Genomic DNA, 15,463 nt, shown 5'->3' on the forward strand with positions numbered 1-15,463 from the left:
GCATGCTGAAAATTCTTTTACTCTTCGCACTGTTGATCGCCGGGATCGTGCTTGGCCCGATGATCGCCGGGCATCAGGGCTACGTCCTGATCCAGACCGATAATTACAATATCGAGACCAGCGTGACCGGGCTGGTGATCATCCTGATCCTCGCCATGGTGCTGCTGTTCGCCATTGAATGGCTGCTGCGCCGCATTTTCCGCACCGGGGCGCATACGCGCGGCTGGTTTGTCGGCCGTAAACGCCGTCGCGCGCGTAAGCAAACCGAGCAGGCGCTGCTTAAGCTGGCGGAAGGTGATTACCAGCAGGTTGAGAAGCTGATGGCGAAAAATGCCGATCACGCCGAACAGCCGGTGGTGAACTATCTGCTGGCGGCGGAAGCGGCCCAGCAGCGCGGCGATGAAGCGCGGGCCAACCAGCATCTGGAGCGCGCCACCGAGCTGGCGGGCGATGACCTGATCCCGGTGGAAATCACTCGCGTTCGCCTGCAGCTGGCGCGTAATGAAAATCACGCTGCGCGCCATGGCATCGATAAGCTGCTGGAAATTACCCCGCGTCATCCGGAAGTGCTGCGCCTCGCCGAACAGGCATACACCCGCACCGGCGCCTGGCAGTCGCTGCTGGACATCATTCCGTCGATGGCGAAAGCTAACGTCGGCGATGAAGCGCACCGCGCGGCGCTGGAACAGCTGGCCTGGGTTGGCCTGATGGATAAAGCGCTGGCCGATGGCGGCAGCGAAGGAGTACGCGAATGGTGGCGCAACCAGAGCCGTAAAACGCGGGCGCTGGTGCCGCTGCAGGTGGCGATGGCCGAGCGCCTCATCGAGAGCGACGATCACGATACCGCGCAGCAAATTATCATTGATGGTCTGAAGAAACAGTATGATGACCGTCTGGTGATGCCGATCCCGCGTCTGAAGACCAATAACCCGGAACAGCTGGAGAAAGTGCTGCGCCAGCAGATCAAAGCCGTTGGCGACCGTCCGCTGCTGTGGAGCACCCTGGGCCAGTCGCTGATGCGGCACGGCGAATGGCAGGAGGCCAGCATCGCCTTCCGCGCCGCGCTTAAGCAGCGTCCGGATGCCTTTGATTACGCCTGGCTGGCGGATGCCCTGGACCGCCTGCATCAGCCGGAAGAAGCCGCCGCTATGCGCCGCGATGGACTGCTGCTGACGCTGCAGAATAATCCTCAGCCATAACCTGGCATGGCTATCGCCTCCTGCGGGGCGATAGCCCTTCTCCCCCGCCTTCGCATTGACGGATCCCTGAAAGAAAAAAACGCCTGCGCTGAAATCAGGGCAGGCGTTAAAACAGGTCTGTTTGACAACAAATTGGGTGCTTCACTCAACGTAATGTCCATGGTGTTTGATGAGGCATAAATGCGACATCTGTCAGTGGACGATAAGCACCGTAAGAACGGCTCTGCATCATTCCGGAGTTTATGAGGCACGAAGGCGAACATAAGAGATGGAATGAGCATCTACCCGGTTATTATCGCACAGGATCCGGGGAAATTGCATCTACCACAGTGATGAATTGAGAGTTTTCCTGACGCGTATTCTTAAGCAAAGAGAAGATTTTTTATCAGCAAGATCAGAGAAATAAGAGATGGCGGACGGCAGCAGAAAACAAAAAACCCCGCCGAAGCGGGGTTCAAAATTGGTCGGCGAGAGAGGATTCGAACCTCCGACCCACTGGTCCCAAACCAGTTGCGCTACCAAGCTGCGCTACTCGCCGAAATACTGCTTTTTGAATTTTTAGTTCAATTCGTTAAAGTCGTGGTGCGAGGGGGGGGACTTGAACCCCCACGTCCGTAAGAACACTAACACCTGAAGCTAGCGCGTCTACCAATTCCGCCACCTTCGCAAATTCACAACTCTATCAAATAATGGGGTGGCTAATGGGATTCGAACCCACGACAACTGGAATCACAATCCAGGGCTCTACCAACTGAGCTATAGCCACCACTGCAAACCTTTTACGCGGTATTAAAACCACCGCAGCTCCAGCACCGGGTTAATGGTGCGCCCGACAGGATTCGAACCTGAGACCTCTGCCTCCGGAGGGCAGCGCTCTATCCAGCTGAGCTACGGGCGCTTAGCGCCGTTGCGGGGTCGGATAATACGGACTTCCTACCCCGCTGTCTAGTGCCTTTTTAAAGAAAATTATCGTTTGCTCATGCTTTGTTCGTTTTGACGGTTATTCAGCCGTATTATTGACTTGCCCCTGTCTTCCGAGGCCAAACACCTTATAAATCAGGGTGACGGCGGCCAGAAAAATAATGCCGACGAAGAGCGACATGCGGGTTTCATCATTCAGTCCCATCCCGACCAGCACGCAGATCAGGAAGGCCATCGTGAAATAGTTGGCCCACGGAAACAGCAGCGAACGGAACGGATGGCTGGCAATCGCCGCCTGATGCACGCGACGGAAACGCAGCTGACTAATCAGGATCACAAACCAGGGCACCATCCCCGGCAGGACGCTGGCGCTATAGACATAGACGAACACCCGCTGCGGATTAGGAATAATGTAATTCAGGCAGGAGCCCACCAGCAGGATCAGAATCGACAGCGCCACACCGACGGACGGAACGCCGTTGCGCGATACCTTACCGATCGCCGCCGGCAGCTGACGGTTCTTCGCCAGGGCGTACAGCATACGTCCGCAGCTGTACATTCCGCTGTTGCAGCCGGAAAGCGCTGCCGTCAGCACCACGAAGTTGATAATTCCCGCCGCCGCGGTAATACCGATCTTGGCAAACGTCAGTACGAACGGGCTGCCGTTGGAGCCGATTTGATCCCACGGGAAGATAGTGACGATAACAAAAATCGCGCCGACGTAGAAAATCAGGATCCGCCACAGCACTTTGCCCACCGCGCTGCGCAGCGTCACCTGCGGGTTTTTCGCTTCACCTGCGGTAATGCCGATGAGCTCCACCCCCTGATAGGACGCGACCACGATACACAGCGCCGTCAGGAAGCCCTTCCAGCCGCCAGCAAAGAAACCACCATGTTCGGTGAGATTACCAAAACCGATGGAGTGGCCGCCGTTGCCAAAGCCGAAGAAAATGACGCCCAGACCCACGACGATCATCACGATAATGGTGGTCACTTTTATCATGGCGAACCAGAACTCGATTTCACCGTATAGCCGGACCGCCGCGAGGTTAGCCAACGCCACCAGCCCCACGGCAATCAACGCCGGGATCCACTGCGCCATCTCCGGGAACCAGAACTGCACATAGACCCCGATGGCGGTAATCTCCGAGATCCCCACCGCCATCCACATAAACCAGTAGGACCACGCGGTCAGATAGCCGAAGAAGGGGCTCATATAGCGATGCGCATACACCGCGAAGGAGCCTGTGACAGGCTCAAGGAACAGCATTTCGCCCATTGAGCGCATAATGAAAAAGACGAACAGGCCAGCGATAATGTACGCCAGCAGCACGGAAGGCCCAGCCCATTTCAAGGTACTGGCCGCCCCCATAAACAACCCCACGCCAATCGTCCCGCCAAGGGCGATCAGTTCAATATGCCGGGCCTCCAGTCCACGCTGGAGCTCCGCTTTTTTCTCAGTCATATATCCTCTTGTGTTTGCCGTATTCCGGGTGCTCCCGGTTATTGTTATTAACTGAAACCATAGCCTTGCCGACGCGCAGGTCTCCCCGGCGCGTATGAAGCCTGCGAATGGTTAATTAATTTTGCGGAAATGGCAAATAAAGTATCAGGCGAGTGAAGAGATTACACAGAATATGTATGCAAACTCGCCTGGTTGCAGTGGAATATCAGAGCTTACCGGAATAATGCCAACGTAAATAGCGCAGTAGGCGGAACTGTCTCTTGATGCGGCTCGGCTGTAAAAGCAGACGATAGAACCACTCCAGCCCCAGATCCTGCCAGAACTTCGGCGCCCGATGGACGTGCCCGGTAAAAACATCGTAAGTGCCGCCGACGCCCATATACAGCGCGTGCGGATACAGGCGCCGGCAGTCGCGCATAAAGATCTCCTGGCGCGGCGACCCCATCGCGACGGTGACGATTTTCGCCCCGCTGTCGCGAATGCGTTCGAACAATGCCTGGCGTTGCTCAGGGGTGAAATAACCGTCCTGGCTGCCGACGATGTTCACCTGCCAGCGCTGACGCAGCCTGGATTCTGTCTGCGCCAGGACCTCAGGTTTACCACCAACCAAAAACACCGGTGTCCCTTCAGCGCCAGCGCGCTGCATTAACGCTTCCCAGAGATCGGCCCCGGCGACGCGGGATACCTGGGCCTGCGGGTATTTTTTGCGCAGCGAACGCACCACGCTGATGCCATCGGCATATTTAAACTCCGCCGCCTCAATCAGCGCCCGTACCTCCGGGTTATCCTCTACGGCCAGCATTTTCTCAGCATTAATGGCTACCAGCGTCCCCTCGCGGAGAACGCCGTCGGCAAACAAATAATCCAGAGCGTGCGGCATATCGCGCCAGCCTATGAGCTGCAGCCCTCTTAACAGGTACAACGGCGCGGAAATGGTCCCAGTCATGTCCATCCTTCTCAGACTTGCGGTTGCGAAAGCGGTTTTACGCGCTTATGAATCAGTCCCACGCTATCCAGGAACCAGTACAGCAGTTTCGCCGCCAGCAAGCAGATACCAAAGATCACGAGGAAAAACACCACGCGGGAGCCGAACGAATCCAGCCCCTCGCGCGCCAGCACTATCATGTTGAAGATAGCGCCGAAACAGAAACTGTGCAGGATAGCCGCTTTATAGCGATTGCTCTCCCGGTTGCCCAGCTCATACAGCCAGTCGAACCATTTAATAATCAACCCTACCGCCACGGCGCCCAGCGGTACGAACCAGACGCCGCCCATCACCACCAGCGAGCCAATCAGCGTCGGCGAGATCGCCAGCCCCGAATGGTTGTTTAATACTTCCCAGGTAAAGTAGTTGGCGGTATTGAGCACCATCGTCGGGCGACCGTGCCACATCCAGCTGGGGATAAAGACGTAGAAGTCGCGGATCATCGGCGCCAGACCCTGGAAATCGATCTTGTCGTAGTTCTGCAGCAGCAGCGCCAGGTTCTCCCACGGTGAGAAGGTATCGCGTGTGAGATAGAGGAAGGTATAAAACGCTTCGTCGCCGCTGACGTTCATCCCGTAGCGCTTCAGCGCCAGCCAGAACATGCCGACAATACCCAGCACACCCGCCGCCGCCAGCATCCACAGGCTGATCCAGCCGCGAATAATACCGATGAACAGAAAGATGGCGAAGGCGATGATGATATTGGCGCGGGTCCCGCCGACGATGGCGTAGGTCAGCAAACCAAAGGCCACCGTGCTGACGAGGAAGAAGATCCATGCCTTATAATCCTGGCGCAGAAAATAGACCACCAGCATCGCCGGAATAAAGAAGTAAAAGAAGCGCTTCAACGCCACGCCGGACACTTCAGCAGAGAAAATCTGGCTGTAGGAGTTGAGCTTAAACAGCAGGAAACCGTTGTGGGCGAAGAAGATGCCGACGCACAGCAGCGCCAGCCCCATCAAAATGCCCCACGCCAGATGGGTTTCCACCCGGTTCATGGTAAACAGCGGGCGATGCGCAACCTCACGCGATGCCGAACGCAGCCGCGTTTTATAGGTCACGTAGTAGACTGCGTAGAAGCACACCGCGATCAGCAGCGTCTGCAGCAAAATCTCCGGCGGCGCCACGCTGACGTCAAAGCGGAACACCAGAATACTGGTCAGCGGGAAGCCGAAGAAAAAGGTCAGCAGAAACAGCAACGAGAAAAAAACGTTGAAGTTAAAGCGTACCCGACGGAACTCAAACCAGGTGGCGGTGGCGATGAACAGCGTCGACAGCAGCCAGACCACCAGCAGCCCGCTAAATTGCATTAACGTCATGCCTGCCCCTCCGCCGCTAACCGTAGCGCCCGCCGCCAGCCCGTCAGATAGTTCGGCCGGAAGAAGGCGATAGCGGATTTATCCACGCTCGCCAGCTGACGCTGCGCTTCGCGCACCACGCTGACGTCCAGCGCGTCGCTGGTGAACAGCACCGGCACATGCTGCTCGGCCATATCCTGCCAGAACGGGTTTTCCCGATTGAGCACGCAGGGGATGCCCGCCTGAATCAGCAGACACAGGGTGCCGATCCCCTGCTGGCGGGCAAACAGAAAATAGCCCAGATCGCAGCGGCGCAGCAGCGCCAGATAATCATGAAACTCCAGCTTCTCGCTGAGGATCTGCAGATGCTCACCGCTAAACAGCGCCGCCCCCGCCTCGCGAACCTCATTGATATAGGCGTCGTTTTTCGCTGGATAGCCCATCGGCACGATGACGTTTACCGTATCGCCAAACTGCTGATGGATTGCCTTCAGCGCGGCAATATGTTCATTGCTGCGATCCCCGGAGTTGCCCACCAGAATAGTCAGGGTATCACCGCGCGGAGCGTTAACGGCCAGGGTATTCAGCGCCGGATCCATACGGGTCGGGAAGTAGAGCAGCTCGCCCGGGACGCGCGGATGGCGGTTAGCGAACCAGCTGAGATCGCCGCGGGTGGCGAAAACGCGCCCTACCCGCCCCTGCGCCATACGGCGCAGCGGATAGAACAGGCGAAACTTCAGGCTGGCAGAATTTTCATACAGATCCGCCCCCCAGATATGCCAGTTAAACTGCGACGGGCGGATGCCGCCGCTCAACAGCGCCAGCCACAGCCCGGTATTAAACTGGCCGTGGAAGAAAAAGCGCTGCTGGCGGTTGGCTTTCGCGGTAGCAATCACTGCCTGCGCCAGCGATTTCTTCCCCGGATAGCAGGTGATGTCCAGCGCCGGATACCCATCACGCACGCTGGCCTCATCACCGACGATCATAAATCTCCTGGCCTGCGGGTCGGCGGCCAGTTCGTCGTTAAAGAACCGCAGTACGGTCTGGTTATGATGCGGGATATCCGATCCCAGTACATGTATCAGTGCTGTCATGCCCGTTTACGCCAGAGTAAAAACACGCCACTACAAAGGGCGAAATAAACAATATAAGTGGCCATATATGCCTGCGCCGCGCCAACCGCGCCGTGCGCCGGTATAAGCCAGTGTGAGAATGTGGTCAGCAGTGCGAACTGGCTGATTTCCGTCAGAATATAAAAACGCAGCGACGCTTTGGCGATCACCAGATAGCCATAGACGTAGGCGCCTACTTTTAAAACGTCGCCCACCAGCTGCCAGGCAAACAGGTCACGCATCGCGGTAAAGCGATCGGAAAACAGCAGCCAGATGGCAAAATCGCGCAGCAGCCAGACCGTCAGGCTCGCCGCCGCTACTGCCGGCAGGACGAATTTCAGCGACTTGACTATCTCGTGGGTGATATCCGTTTTGGCGCTCAGCCGCGACAGCGTCGGCAGCAGATAGACGCTAAACGAGGCGGTAATAAACTGCAGGTAGGCATCGGAGATGCTGCTAACCCCCTGCCAGATCCCGACCGCCTCCCAGCCGTAATGCGCCGCCAGCAGATTACGCATCATCACATAGGCTACCGGCAGGGTCACTGAGGTTATCAGCGCCATCAGGGTAAATTTCGATAGCTGTCCCGCCAGACCGTTATCCCAGCGCGGACGCAGGGCGCTCAGCGGGATATTACCCCGCCGCCAGAGCATAATACCCGCCGGGACCACCACCAGCGCTGGAACTAACGCCAGCCCCAGCAGCGCGCCCTGATAGCCGCCCAACACGTAGCAAGCATAGTAAGCCGCCACGCCGATCAGGCTCCCGGCAATCAGCGAGAAGGCGTTACCCGCCGCATCGCGAAAGCCTTTCATCAGCGCCAGCAGGAAATTCGCCCAGGCGATCCCCATCTGCACCAGCGCCACCAGGCGTACCAGCCCCTGATAGTGCGTATGGCCGAACAGCCCCTGGCTTATCGGCGCCGCCGCCAGTAAAAATACCAGCGCCAGCAGGGTGGAAAAGCCAAGCACCATCGCCGACGAGGTGCCCACCACCTGCTTCAGGCGCGGGGGATCGTCGTGATGCTGCGCCACCAGCTTCGTGACGCCATTAAATATCCCGGCCCCGGCCAGCACGCCGAGTACGGTGACCAGTTGCCGGAAGTTACCGGCCTGGCCAACGCCCGCCGGCCCAAACGAGACGGCCAGCAGCTTGACGACCAGCAGACCGGCGCCGATTTTGACCAGCGTCGATGCCGCCGTCCACAGTGAGGCTTTTGCTAACGACATATCAGGAGAAGTAGCTCAGCAGCGAGTTAATCACCGTCCGCTGGTTCACCACAGACAGATTGTAAAACAGCGGCAGGCGTACCAGACGCTCGCTCTCCTGAGTGGTGTAGCGGTCTTCACCGCGGAATTCGCCGAACTGTTCGCCTGCCGGGCAGCTGTGCAGGGGAATGTAATGGAATACCGCGAGGATCTCCGCCTCTTTCAGCCAGGCGATCAGTCTGCTGCGATCCTCGATATCACGCAGCTTAATGTAGAACATGTGCGCGTTTTGCCCGCAGTCGGCCGGAACCGTCGGCAGTTCGATACGCCCGGCGCGCGCCAGCGGCAGCAGCGCATCATAGTAGTTCTGCCACAGGGCCAGGCGCTGCTGGTTGATGCGCTCCGCCGCTTCCAGCTGCGCCCACAGATAGGCGGCCTGCAGGTCGGACATCAGATAGCTGGAGCCAATGTCCCGCCAGGTATATTTATCCACCAGGCCGCGAAAGAACTGGCTGCGGTTGGTACCTTTTTCGCGAATAATCTCCGCGCGTTCCACCAGCGTGCGATCGTTGATCAGCGTCGCCCCGCCCTCACCGCCGGCGGTGTAGTTTTTGGTTTCATGGAAGCTGAAGCAGCCGATATGGCCGATGGTGCCCAGCGCGCGCCCCTTGTAGGTGGACATCACCCCCTGTGCGGCGTCTTCCACCACAAACAGGTTGTATTTGTCGGCGATGGCCATGATGGTGTCCATCTCGCAGGCTACGCCGGCATAATGCACCGGGACAATCGCCCGGGTTTTATCGGTGATGGCGGCTTCGATGAGCGTTTCGTCGATATTCATCGTATCGCGACGGATATCAACGAAGACGATTTTCGCCCCGCGCAGCACAAAGGCGTTGGCGGTGGAGACAAAGGTATAGCTGGGCATAATCACTTCGTCGCCCGGCTGGATATCCAGCAGCAGCGCGGCCATCTCCAGCGAAGCCGTGCAGGAAGGGGTCAGTAGCGCTTTTGCCGTGCCAAATCGCTGCTCCATCCACTGCTGGCAGCGGCGCGTAAAGCCGCCGTCGCCGCACAGCTTGCCGCTGTTCATCGCAGACTGCATGTAATCAAGCTCGGTTCCAACCACCGGCGGCGCGTTAAATGGGATCATGGGGGTCACCTGTATAGCCAGTAGGCGGTGCTTTCCACGTTAGCACCGCTGAGAATATAACGTTTAAGCGCGGCGGTGTTGCCCATCTGGGTCGCCACCCGCAGTGTAGAAAGTCCGCGCGAGGCGGCCCAGTACCGCGCCGCCTGCATCAACTGCGCCCCGGCGCCGCGTCCGGCCAGCAGGCCGATACGCGCTTCGGTCGCAGTGATCTGCCGCAGGGAGACAAAGGCGCGAATATCGCCCTCAGGATGGCGGTAAATCAGGCACTGATGATCGAAGGTGCCGCGCACCGCATTTTCAATCCACTGGGCATAGAAGCGGCCGCTGGCGTCGGCAGCGTACCAGGGCGCGCGAAAGCGGCTCATGGCAAATGCCTGCGCCGCCTGCTCGCGCAGCGGCGCAATATCCGCTTCCACGGCGACGTCTGCGCCGGCATCTGCAGGGCTGCCCACCGGCAGCGCCAGATCGACCTCACCTTCCACCAGCTGAAAACCCAGCCGCTGCAGCGCGTCCAGCCGGACGGTGTCGCTGGCGGCGATCTTCGCCTGCACTCGCGACCACCCCGCCAGCGCCTCAGGCGTCAGCCGCGGCGCGTGCTCGTCAAAGCGCACGATCGCGCTGTTCACGGCAAAGAAGCGGTTCTCCCACTCCAGGGGGTCAATACTGGCGCGGACGGGCACGGAGCAGATCCAGCAGATATTGGCCGTAGCCGGTTTTTTCCAGCTGCTTCGCCGCACGTTTGACGCCGTCGTCGTCCAGCCAGCCGTTACGCCAGCCGATCTCTTCCAGACAGGCGATTTTAAAGCCCTGGCGCTTCTCGACGGTCTGCACGAACATGCTGGCCTCGATCAGGCTATCGTGGGTGCCGGTGTCCAGCCAGGCAAAGCCGCGTCCAAGCAGTTCGACGGTCAATGCGCCATCCTCCAGATACATCTGGTTGATGGAGGTGATTTCCAGCTCGCCGCGCTCGGATGGTTTGACCCGTTTGGCATACTCCGTCACCTTGCCATCGTAGAAATAGAGACCGGTGACCGCCCAGTTCGACTTCGGCTGCTTCGGCTTCTCTTCCAGCGATAGCGCACGGAAGTTATCATCAAACTCCACCACGCCAAAGCGCTCAGGATCCATCACCTGATAGCCAAAAATCGTCGCCCCTTCCGTGCGGGCAGCGACGCTGCGCAGCTTCGGGCTAAAGCTTTGGCCGAAGAAGATATTGTCGCCTAACACCAGACACGCCGGTTCGCCGTTAAGAAAGGCTTCACCGATGATAAACGCCTGGGCTAAACCATCCGGCGTCGGCTGTACGGCATAGTGCAGCGCAATGCCAAACTCTGAGCCATCGCCGAGCAGACGCTGGAAATCACGTAGGTCGTCCGGCGTGGTGATAATCAGGATCTCACGGATCCCGGCCAGCATTAATACCGACAGCGGGTAGTAGATCATCGGCTTATCGTAGATCGGCAACAGCTGCTTCGATACGCCGCGGGTGATGGGATGTAGCCGCGTTCCGGAACCGCCCGCCAGAATAATACCTTTCATCATTCCCCCCAGAGATGATTAGCTTTGCAGCCCAAGACGCTCGCCCTGATAGCTTCCGTCCTGAACCCGACGCCACCAGGCCTCGTTCGCCAGATACCACGCCACGGTCTTACGCATACCGGAGGTGAAAGTCTCTGCCGGCGTCCAGCCCAGCTCGCGGGCAATCTTCGAGGCATCAATGGCATAGCGCAGATCGTGGCCCGGACGATCGGCAACGAAGGCGATCAGATCGCGATAGTGCGCCACGCCCTGCGGCTTATCCGGCGCCAGCTCTTCCAGCAGCTGACAAATGGTTTCCACCACCTCGATATTTTTACGTTCGTTATGACCGCCGATATTGTAAGTTTCGCCCGGTTCGCCGCGGGTCGCCACCAGATACAGCGCTCTGGCGTGATCTTCCACGTACAGCCAGTCGCGGATCTGTTGTCCATTGCCATACACCGGCAGCGGCTTGCCCGCCAGCGCGTTAAGGATCGTCAGCGGGATCAGCTTCTCGGGAAAGTGATACGGGCCGTAGTTATTTGAGCAGTTGGTGATAAGCGTCGGCAGGCCATAGGTTCGCAGCCAGGCGCGCACCAGGTGGTCGCTGCTGGCTTTCGAAGCCGAATAGGGGCTGCTTGGCGCATAGGGCGTGGTCTCGGTAAAGAAATCATCGCTGCCGTGCAGATCGCCATACACTTCATCGGTGGAGATGTGATGGAAGCGAAACGCCGATTTTTGCGCCGTAGCCAGGGTATTCCACCAGCTACGGGCCGCCTCCAGCAGCGTATAGGTGCCCACGATATTGGTCTCGATAAACGCCGCCGGGCCGTCAATCGAACGATCGACATGGCTTTCCGCCGCCAGGTGCATCACCGTATCCGGTTGATGCTGACGAAAAATGCGATCCAGCTCGGCGCGGTCGCAGATATCCACCTGTTCAAAGGCGAAACGCGCATCCTGCGCCACCGGCGCCAGCGACATTAAATTGCCGGCGTAGGTCAGTTTATCCACCACCACCACGCGATCGGCGGTGTGCTGGATAATCTCCCGCACTACCGCCGAACCAATGAAGCCCGCGCCGCCGGTGACCAGAATGGTTCTCACCGCCACACTCCTTTGGTGTCGACGATAAACGCCTGGGTGACGCTATCGCCGCTAACGGCTTTAAATTGGTTATGATCGACCAACATCACCAGCACATCGGCGCTGGCCAGCGCCGCCTCAAGGGGCGCCAGCGTACACAGTCCATCGAGTTTCTTCGGCAGCGCGTGAATGTTGGGCTCAACCACCTGGGTCGTGCCGCTGTGCCAGCGGGCAATCTGCGCGGCAATTTCCATCGCCGGACTTTCGCGCAGGTCGTCAATATTCGGTTTAAAAGCGAGGCCAAAACAGGCGATCGTCAGTTCGCTGGCCCGCTTGTTGGTGGCATTCAGGCAGTCCGCCACCTGCGCTTTCACCTGTTCGATAACCCATTCCGGCTTGTGGTCGTTGACCTCGCGAGCGGTGCGGATCAGACGCGCCTGCTGCGGGTTTTGCGCCACGATAAACCATGGGTCGACGGCGATACAGTGGCCGCCAACACCCGGGCCCGGCTGCAGGATATTGACGCGCGGATGGCGGTTCGCCAGGCGGATCAGCTCCCAGACGTTAATCCCCTGGTCGGCGCAAATCAGCGACAGCTCGTTGGCAAAAGCGATGTTGACGTCGCGGAAGCTGTTTTCCGTCAGCTTGCACATCTCGGCGGTGCGCGAGTTGGTCACCACGCATTCGCCTTCAAGGAAGATTTTATACAGCTCGCTGGCGCGAGCGGAGCAGACCGGCGACATGCCGCCGATAACGCGGTCGTTTTTAATCAGCTCGACCATCACCTGACCGGGCAATACCCGCTCCGGGCAGTAGGCGATATTCACGTCCGCCGCTTCACCCACCTGCTGGGGGAAGCTAAGATCCGGGCGCATCTCCGCCAGCCACTCGGCCATCTGTTCGGTCGACCCGACCGGCGAAGTGGACTCGAGGATCACCAGCGACCCTTTCTTTAACGTCGGCGCAATAGATTTGGCGGCCGACTCGACAAACACCATATCCGGCTCGTGGCGATCTTTAAACGGCGTCGGCACGGCAATCAGGTAAGCATCCGCCTCCACCGGGGTGGTGGTGGCGCTTAAATACCCCTGCTCGACCGCGGTCTTCACCACGCTCGCCAGATCTGGCTCCACGATATGAATCTCTCCACGGTTAATGGTCTCCACGGCATGTTGATTAACATCAACGCCGACCACCCGCTTCTGCCGGGAGGCGAACGCGGCAGCGGTTGGCAGCCCGATATAGCCAAGGCCAATCACTGAAATGGTAGAAAAACTCATAGCGTTACCTGATTATTTTTAAGTGCAGACAAAATGCGACGACATGCTTCGCCATCGCCATAGGGATTATGCGCGCGGCTCATCGCCTGGTATGCAGCATCATCCTCCAGCAGTCGCGTCACTTCCGCGACGATGCGCTGGCTGTCGGTGCCCACCAGACACACGGTGCCGGCGGCCACCGCTTCCGGACGTTCGGTCATATCGCGCATGACCAGCACCGGCTTACCCAGCGAGGGGGCCTCTTCCTGAATGCCGCCGGAATCGGTCAGGATCAGCCAGGCGCGATCCATCAGCCAGACGAACGGCAGGTAATCCTGCGGTTCAATCAACATCACATTGTCAATATGACCAAGAATACGATTCACCGGCTCGCTGACATTAGGATTCAGGTGAACCGGATAGACAATCTGCACCTCAGGGTGGGTATGGGCTATCTCGGCCAGCGCCTGGCAGATCTGTTCAAAACCAAGCCCAAAGCTTTCCCGCCGGTGGCCGGTAACCAGAATCATCTTTTTACCGTGGCTGATGAAAGGATAGCGCTGCAGCAGGGTCTCCCGTAGCGCTTCATCACCCAGCACCCGATCCCGCACCCAGAACAGGGCGTCAATGACCGTATTCCCGGTAACCGTGATGCGACTGTCGGCAATATTTTCCCGCAGCAGGTTCTGCCGCGAGGTTTCCGTGGGGGCGAAATGGTATGTCGCCAGATGGCCGGTCAACGTACGGTTGCCTTCTTCCGGCCACGGCGAACTTAAATCGCCGGTGCGCAGGCCGGCCTCTACGTGACCCACCGGTATCCGCTGGTAAAACGCCGCCAGGCTCGCCGCCATGGTGGTGGTGGTATCGCCATGCACCAGCACCACGTCGGGTTTAAACGACTCCAGCACCGGCTTCAGCCCTTCAAGGATGCGACAGGTGATCTCGGTCAGCCCCTGCCCCGGCTTCATGATGTTGAGATCGTAGTCCGGGACAATAGAGAAAAGTTTCAACACCTGATCGAGCATCTCCCGATGCTGCGCGGTCACGCATACTTTCGCCTCAAAATGAGGATCCTTTGCCAGCGCATGGACCAGAGGCGCCATCTTGATGGCTTCCGGCCTCGTGCCAAATACAGTTAGTACTTTCACATCGATTCTCTTCGATTAGGCGATGAAGGTCATCTGCCCTTCACCACAGGCCGCAATCACAGGACACGACGACGCGATAACGCCACGCCTGCGCCGATGAGCGCACCCACAATCCCCCACATCACCATCAGAAATACACGGCGCGGGCTATCGCGTTTTACAGGTTCTTCCGGCGTCCGCAAATACCGGTAAGTCTGAAAACGCGGATCTAACGTTGGACCGACGTTCAACGTGCTCAGCATGGCGCGGTTCTGGTCGTAATCGAGGTCATATTCCGGCCCGACGGCCTGCAGGTTTTCCAGCCTGGCCTGCAGCATCGGCCTGCCCAATAAAAATAGCTCTGAATCCGGCAACTGATCGGCAGGAACATCCGTTTCGCTACGTGAAATATTGTGCTGCTGAGCCACCTTCAGCGCCTGCTCCACGCTGTGCGTCCGGCGGTTGAAGATGGCCTCGGCCACCTCTTCCTGGCGCTTCACCTGCGCCTTCATCTGCACCGTCCGCGCCGCCCAGGCGCCTTTAAGTTCGTCGTTAAGATGGCCTGCCGCCCGCTGGCTGGCGAAGGCCACATACTGACGCAACAGATTATTGGCATCCTGCCCGGTCTCGGCGGTCAGTTTGACGCTGTCGTTAATGCTCTTGGCCGCATCGCCTGGCATAAACTGGATATTGTTAATCAGGTCATCCAGCATCGCCGCATCAGCGCGGGCATTACCCGACTGACGCTGCTTGTAGTAGTCCGTTTGCAGCCAGAAATCGCGCCGGGTATCCCAGGAGGCCAGCTGCATGATGAACTCTTTATACGCTTCATCCATGGCGGAAGGCTGGTCGACCGAGGCGAGGTCGGCTTTAATGTCCAGATTGCGTAAGAACTGCTGTTGGGAATAGTATCCCCCCAACATATTGACAGTAGGCCGATCGGTGATCGCCGTGGCGCTCCACTCCTGGCGAGCAAAGAAGGTGTACACCAGCACGATGGCGGCGAAGAGTACGGCGCCGCCGACTATCCAGCCTTTTCCTGCCCATAAAGCGCGAAACAGCCCGCGAATATCCAGCTCGTTCTCAACGTTCACTGCTTGTGCTCCCGGTAATGGTTGAGTCATCACATCCC

General features: G+C 58.5%; 13 protein-coding genes and 4 tRNA genes. 1 reads left to right on the forward strand and 16 read right to left on the reverse strand.

Translation table 11 applies throughout. The features are described 5' to 3' along the window. The first annotated feature begins 2 nt into the window (after positions 1 to 2). Positions 3 to 1,199, forward strand: coding sequence for a protoheme IX biogenesis protein HemY (gene hemY / locus KB890_RS13375; RefSeq protein WP_020324057.1), 1,197 nt, complete (start codon positions 3 to 5; stop codon positions 1,197 to 1,199). Positions 1,200 to 1,660: 461 nt separating this feature from the next. Here the strand turns inward: hemY and KB890_RS13380 are convergent. The 16 genes from KB890_RS13380 to wzzE all read right to left on the reverse strand — a co-directional run bounded on the left by KB890_RS13380 (position 1,661) and on the right by wzzE (position 15,455). Beyond that, positions 1,661 to 1,737, reverse strand: a tRNA-Pro gene (locus KB890_RS13380). A gap of 42 nt (positions 1,738 to 1,779) precedes the next feature. Further along, positions 1,780 to 1,866, reverse strand: a tRNA-Leu gene (locus KB890_RS13385). Between the two features lie 23 nt (positions 1,867 to 1,889). Continuing rightward, positions 1,890 to 1,965, reverse strand: a tRNA-His gene (locus KB890_RS13390). Positions 1,966 to 2,020: 55 nt separating this feature from the next. Then, a tRNA-Arg gene (locus KB890_RS13395) sits at positions 2,021 to 2,097 on the reverse strand. A gap of 102 nt (positions 2,098 to 2,199) precedes the next feature. After that, the gene (gene thrP, locus KB890_RS13400; RefSeq protein ID WP_002883322.1) at positions 2,200 to 3,585 is read right to left on the reverse strand and encodes a bifunctional threonine/serine APC transporter ThrP; all 1,386 of its coding nucleotides are present in this window, start codon (positions 3,583 to 3,585) and stop codon (positions 2,200 to 2,202) included. Positions 3,586 to 3,790: 205 nt separating this feature from the next. After that, a complete protein-coding gene (gene wecG, locus KB890_RS13405; protein ID WP_004186366.1) occupies positions 3,791 to 4,531 on the reverse strand; it encodes a lipopolysaccharide N-acetylmannosaminouronosyltransferase in 741 nt (246 codons plus the stop codon). Positions 4,532 to 4,542: 11 nt separating this feature from the next. Next, the gene (wzyE, locus tag KB890_RS13410; RefSeq protein ID WP_004146500.1) at positions 4,543 to 5,889 is read right to left on the reverse strand and encodes an ECA oligosaccharide polymerase; all 1,347 of its coding nucleotides are present in this window, start codon (positions 5,887 to 5,889) and stop codon (positions 4,543 to 4,545) included. Further along, positions 5,886 to 6,962: a TDP-N-acetylfucosamine:lipid II N-acetylfucosaminyltransferase gene (locus tag KB890_RS13415; protein ID WP_020324054.1), complete on the reverse strand. Its 1,077-nt coding sequence runs from the start codon at positions 6,960 to 6,962 to the stop codon at positions 5,886 to 5,888. Before KB890_RS13415 ends, wzyE begins: the two co-directional genes overlap by 4 nt. Then, positions 6,959 to 8,209, reverse strand: coding sequence for a lipid III flippase WzxE (gene wzxE / locus KB890_RS13420; RefSeq protein WP_004150424.1), 1,251 nt, complete (start codon positions 8,207 to 8,209; stop codon positions 6,959 to 6,961). Before wzxE ends, KB890_RS13415 begins: the two co-directional genes overlap by 4 nt. Before the next feature lies 1 nt (position 8,210). Beyond that, the gene (gene rffA, locus KB890_RS13425) at positions 8,211 to 9,341 is read right to left on the reverse strand and encodes a dTDP-4-amino-4,6-dideoxygalactose transaminase (RefSeq protein WP_002883310.1); all 1,131 of its coding nucleotides are present in this window, start codon (positions 9,339 to 9,341) and stop codon (positions 8,211 to 8,213) included. Between the two features lie 5 nt (positions 9,342 to 9,346). Further along, a complete protein-coding gene (gene rffC / locus KB890_RS13430) occupies positions 9,347 to 10,021 on the reverse strand; it encodes a dTDP-4-amino-4,6-dideoxy-D-galactose acyltransferase (protein ID WP_004146507.1) in 675 nt (224 codons plus the stop codon). Further along, positions 9,999 to 10,880: a glucose-1-phosphate thymidylyltransferase RfbA gene (gene rfbA, locus KB890_RS13435; RefSeq protein ID WP_004181646.1), complete on the reverse strand. Its 882-nt coding sequence runs from the start codon at positions 10,878 to 10,880 to the stop codon at positions 9,999 to 10,001. Before rfbA ends, rffC begins: the two co-directional genes overlap by 23 nt. An 18-nt stretch (positions 10,881 to 10,898) precedes the next feature. Then, positions 10,899 to 11,966: a dTDP-glucose 4,6-dehydratase gene (rffG, locus tag KB890_RS13440; protein ID WP_004181645.1), complete on the reverse strand. Its 1,068-nt coding sequence runs from the start codon at positions 11,964 to 11,966 to the stop codon at positions 10,899 to 10,901. Beyond that, positions 11,963 to 13,225, reverse strand: coding sequence for a UDP-N-acetyl-D-mannosamine dehydrogenase (wecC, locus tag KB890_RS13445; protein ID WP_004181644.1), 1,263 nt, complete (start codon positions 13,223 to 13,225; stop codon positions 11,963 to 11,965). Before wecC ends, rffG begins: the two co-directional genes overlap by 4 nt. Beyond that, entirely contained in the window at positions 13,222 to 14,352 is a 1,131-nt protein-coding gene (gene wecB, locus KB890_RS13450; RefSeq protein WP_002883297.1) for a non-hydrolyzing UDP-N-acetylglucosamine 2-epimerase, read from the reverse strand. The genes wecC and wecB overlap by 4 nt, the downstream gene beginning before the upstream one ends. Positions 14,353 to 14,408: 56 nt before the next feature. Further along, on the reverse strand, positions 14,409 to 15,455 hold the full coding sequence (wzzE, locus tag KB890_RS13455; protein ID WP_002883296.1) for an ECA polysaccharide chain length modulation protein: 1,047 nt from the start codon (positions 15,453 to 15,455) through the stop codon (positions 14,409 to 14,411). Positions 15,456 to 15,463 lie beyond the last annotated feature (8 nt).

It is taken from the genome of Klebsiella sp. P1954 (assembly GCF_018199955.1).
In the GTDB taxonomy this organism is placed as follows: Bacteria; Pseudomonadota; Gammaproteobacteria; order Enterobacterales; family Enterobacteriaceae; genus Klebsiella; species Klebsiella pneumoniae.

What these genes read in the sequence shown, in the direction of transcription:
- hemY (WP_020324057.1), top strand. Translation starts at nt 3, where the DNA reads ATGCTGAAAATTCTTTTACTCTTCGCACTGTTGATCGCCGGGATCGTG.
- thrP (WP_002883322.1), bottom strand. Translation starts at nt 3,585, where the DNA reads ATGACTGAGAAAAAAGCGGAGCTCCAGCGTGGACTGGAGGCCCGGCAT.
- wecG (WP_004186366.1), bottom strand. Translation starts at nt 4,531, where the DNA reads ATGACTGGGACCATTTCCGCGCCGTTGTACCTGTTAAGAGGGCTGCAG.
- wzyE (WP_004146500.1), bottom strand. Translation starts at nt 5,889, where the DNA reads ATGACGTTAATGCAATTTAGCGGGCTGCTGGTGGTCTGGCTGCTGTCG.
- KB890_RS13415 (WP_020324054.1), bottom strand. Translation starts at nt 6,962, where the DNA reads ATGACAGCACTGATACATGTACTGGGATCGGATATCCCGCATCATAAC.
- wzxE (WP_004150424.1), bottom strand. Translation starts at nt 8,209, where the DNA reads ATGTCGTTAGCAAAAGCCTCACTGTGGACGGCGGCATCGACGCTGGTC.
- rffA (WP_002883310.1), bottom strand. Translation starts at nt 9,341, where the DNA reads ATGATCCCATTTAACGCGCCGCCGGTGGTTGGAACCGAGCTTGATTAC.
- rfbA (WP_004181646.1), bottom strand. Translation starts at nt 10,880, where the DNA reads ATGAAAGGTATTATTCTGGCGGGCGGTTCCGGAACGCGGCTACATCCC.
- wecC (WP_004181644.1), bottom strand. Translation starts at nt 13,225, where the DNA reads ATGAGTTTTTCTACCATTTCAGTGATTGGCCTTGGCTATATCGGGCTG.
- wzzE (WP_002883296.1), bottom strand. Translation starts at nt 15,455, where the DNA reads ATGACTCAACCATTACCGGGAGCACAAGCAGTGAACGTTGAGAACGAG.